Genomic DNA, 2,012 nt, shown 5'->3' with positions numbered 1-2,012 from the left:
TTCACAGCAGCCACCCGTTCGGCCGCGCTGCTATCCCCCGCTCCCGCCCCTGCGGTGAGGTGGCCGCTGACCCGCACCGGGACGCAGGGGGGCACCACATCGACCCGCGCACAGCGACCACCCGAAGCACGCCAACCGCGGACGACCCGACCAACGAGGTCCGGCCCGGTGACGCCCGGCTCAACGGCGCCCAGCCCGGCGACGCCCAGCCCGGCGGCGCGCACCTCGACGGAGCTCACCTCGACGGCGCCCAGGTAGGCCGCACCCAGCTCGACGACGGCTTCGAAGCCCTCACCCGCCGCCTCCTGGGCGCCCCCACGGTCCTGGGCACCCTCGAACAGGTCGTGGACGCCGCCGTCCGCCTGGTGAGCGGCGCCGACCTGGCCAGCATCACCCTGCGCGACCGCGACGGCCGCCTCTCCACCCCCGTGCGCACCCACCCCGTCGCCGTGTCCCTGGACGAGGTCCAGTACCGCGCCCGGTCCGGCCCCTGCCTGGACGCCGCCGTCCCCGACGGCCCCGGTTTCGCCGCCAGCGACGACCTGGGCGCCGAGGAGCGCTGGCCCGCGTTCTCCAGGGCCGCCCACCACGAGGGGTACGACGCGATCATCTCCACCGAGCTGCTCCCCACCCCCGGCGAGGGCCTGACCGGCGCGCTCAACATCTACTCCCACGACGCCTGCGGCCTGAGCGCCGCGGACCGGCACACCGCCCTGCTGCTCGCCACGCACGCCTCGCTCGCCCTCGCGCACGCCCGCGTCGCCGAGCTGGCCGACCTCCAGCGGGCCGACCTGGCGCGCGCCGTCGACAGCCGCGACGGCATCGGCCAGGCCAAGGGCATCCTGATGACCCGGCGCGGGATCGGCGCCGACGAGGCCTTCGTGCTGCTGCGCCGCACCTCCCAGGAGCTGAACGTCAAGCTCATCGACCTCGCCCGCACCCTCACCACCAGGCACGACGAGATCGATCGGGGCTGATCGCGCCCAGGTGGTTGCGCTCAGGGCTGAGGTGAGTACCGTCGGAGGGGTAGCGGTTCAACTAGCAGCCGCGGTCCACCCACCCGCACGACGAGCACGCGGGGCAGGGCAGACCGGCGCGCTCGAACCGCCGGCCGTCCTCGTCCCGAAGAGGAGGCCCATCGTGCTCACCACCCGACATAGCACCGCTCCCGTGACGATCACCGCCAGCTCCAGCTCCGAGGTCACCGTCGTGACCGCGATCGGCGAGCTGGACGGCGCGGTCACCGACCGGCTGCGCCACCGCCTCGCCGAGGCCGTGGCCGACACCCCGCCCGCCCTGATCATCGACTTCGGCGGGGTGAGCTTCTGCTCGGCCGCCGTGCTCGGCGTGCTGGTGGAGATCACCGCCGCCGCCGAGACCGCCGACGTGCGGTGGGCGGTGGTCAGCGACCAGCGCGCCGTCCGCAGGCCCACGACGCTCAGCGGCCTGGACCCCGTCCTGCTGCCGATGACCAGCGTCCCGGAGGCGTGCGCGTCGCTGCGCACCCCCGTCAGCGCCTGACCTGATCAGCGCGCGACCAGCACCACCCCACACAGCAGCGCCCCGATCGCACCGCCGACGAGCGAGATCCGCCCGGTGGACGCGACCGGGGCGTCCGGCGCTCCGGGCCCGGAGATCCCTCCCACAACGAATACCGGGCCCGCGCGGATAGGCCACCCGAGCGGGGGTAACCGGCCGCCATGAGGATCGTGGTCACAGGCGCTTCCGGGAACGTCGGCACCGCCCTGCTCCGCCGCCTGGCCGCCGAGCCCGACATCGCCGTGCACGGGGTGGCGCGGCGCAGGCCCGCGTTCGGCCCGGCCGAGGGGGTGGCCTGGTCCCAGGTCGACCTCGCCGAGGAGGGCGCGGAGGCCGAGCTGGCCGAGATCGCCTCCGGCGCGGACGCCGTGGTGCACCTGGCCTGGAAGATCCAGCCCGGCCACGACGAGCAGGCCCTGTTCCGCACGAACGTCGCGGGCAGCGGCCGGGTGTTCGCCGCCGCGCGCGAGGCG

Annotated in this window: 3 protein-coding genes; all 3 read left to right on the top strand. The window is 75.1% G+C overall.

The window, feature by feature from the left end; all coding sequences use genetic code 11:
• The coding region (locus ACTUAL_RS18900; RefSeq protein WP_440901196.1) for a GAF and ANTAR domain-containing protein at window positions 1–977 on the top strand (977 nt) is incomplete at its 5' end.
• A gap of 193 nt (window positions 978–1,170) precedes the next feature.
• Window positions 1,171–1,521: an STAS domain-containing protein gene (locus ACTUAL_RS18895; RefSeq protein WP_440901195.1), complete on the top strand. Its 351-nt coding sequence runs from the start codon at window positions 1,171–1,173 to the stop codon at window positions 1,519–1,521.
• 179 nt (window positions 1,522–1,700) lie between these two features.
• Window positions 1,701–2,012 (top strand): NAD-dependent epimerase/dehydratase family protein (locus tag ACTUAL_RS18890; protein ID WP_440901194.1); only part of this gene is annotated, 312 nt, incomplete at its 3' end.

The sequence above is a fragment of the Actinosynnema sp. genome, from assembly GCF_052038725.1.
This window is presented reverse-complemented; position numbering and strand designations above follow the sequence as displayed.